The 1,454-nt window shown below is 71.7% G+C and carries 1 protein-coding gene; it reads left to right on the top strand.

What is annotated here, in order from left to right:
• The coding region (gene pepF, locus DEIPI_RS28460; protein ID WP_045233633.1) for an oligoendopeptidase F at positions 1 to 1,454 on the top strand (1,454 nt) is incomplete at both ends.

The following is a 1,454-nucleotide window of genomic DNA, read 5'->3' as shown; positions in this document are numbered from 1 at the left end:
GCGTGGGCGGCCTCGCGGGAGCGTTCGCGGCGGCGACGGCGTTCGCGGAGCCCGAACTGCTCGCGCTGCCAGAGGGCACGCTCGCGGCGTGGGCGGAGTCGCCGGAGCTTTCCGCGTACGCGTACCATCTGGGGGCGCTGGAGCGCCGCCGTCCCTTCGTGCGGTCCGCCGACGTGGAGGAGGTCCTGGGTCTGGTGCGCGCGCCGTTCGCGTCGGCCCGCTCCGTCCACCCGACGCTGGTGAACACGGACCTCGACCTCGGGGAGGTGCGTCTGAAGGACGGCGAGGTCGTGCGGATCGGGCACGGCAACGTCGACCGCCTCACGATGGACGCGGACCGTGACGTGCGCCGCGCCGCGTGGGAGGCGTACGCGGACGCGCACCGGCGTTTCGCGAACACGATGGCGGCGGCCCTGACGTCGGGCGTGCGGCAGGACGTGTTCGTGGCGCGCGCGCGCGGCTTCGAGAGCAGCCTGCACGCGGCGCTCGCGCCGAACGAGCTGCCCACGTCGGTCTTCCACGCGCTGGTGGACACGTACTGCCGTCACCTGCCCACCTGGCACCGTTACTGGCGCGTACGGGCCCGCTGGCTGGGCCTGGAGCGCCTGCGGGAGTTCGACGTGAAGGCGCCCCTCACGCTCCGCGCGCCGGAGGTACCGTACGAGCGGGCGGTGGAGTGGATCTGCGAGGGCATGGCGCCCCTGGGGGAGGAGTACGTGAACGTCATGCGGCGCGGCCTCACCGTGGAGCGCTGGGTGGACGTGTACCCCAACGCGGGCAAACGTCAGGGGGCCTTCTCGACGGGCACGCGGGGCACGCACCCGTACATCTTCATGAGCTACCAGGGGAGCCTGTTCAGCCTGTCGACGCTCGCGCACGAGATCGGGCACAGCATGCACTCGTACCTCGCGTGGAAGTCGCAGCCGGACGTGTACGCGCGCTACTCGCTGTTCGTCGCGGAGGTCGCGAGCAACTTCAATCAGGCGATGGTGCGCCGCCACCTCTTCGCGCGGCACGAGGACGTGGACTTCCAGATCGCCCTGATCGAGGAGGCGATGAGCAACTTCCACCGTTACTTCTTCGTCATGCCGACGCTCGCGCGCTTCGAGCTGGAGGTGCACGAGCGGGTGGAGCGCGGCGGGACGCTCGCCGCGCCGGACCTCGCGGCGCTCATGGCGGACCTCCTCGCGGAGGGCTACGGGGACGCGGTGGAGATGGACCGCGAGCGGTCGGGCGTGCTGTGGGCGCAGTTCAGCACGCACCTGTACAGCAACTTCTACGTGTGGCAGTACGCGACGGGCATCGCGGCGGCGCACGCGCTCGCCGCGCGTTTCGATTCGTCGCCGGAGGCGGCGCGGGAGGACTACCTCGCGTTCCTGCGCGCGGGCGGCAGCCTGAGCCCGCTGGACGCTCTGCGCGTCGCGGGCGTGGACATGAGCGGCGGGAAGGCGGTG

Source organism: Deinococcus pimensis DSM 21231, from assembly GCF_000519345.1.
In the GTDB taxonomy this organism is placed as follows: Bacteria; Deinococcota; Deinococci; order Deinococcales; family Deinococcaceae; genus Deinococcus_A; species Deinococcus_A pimensis.
Note: the sequence above shows the minus strand (reverse complement) of the source record. Positions and strands in the feature narration are given on the sequence as shown.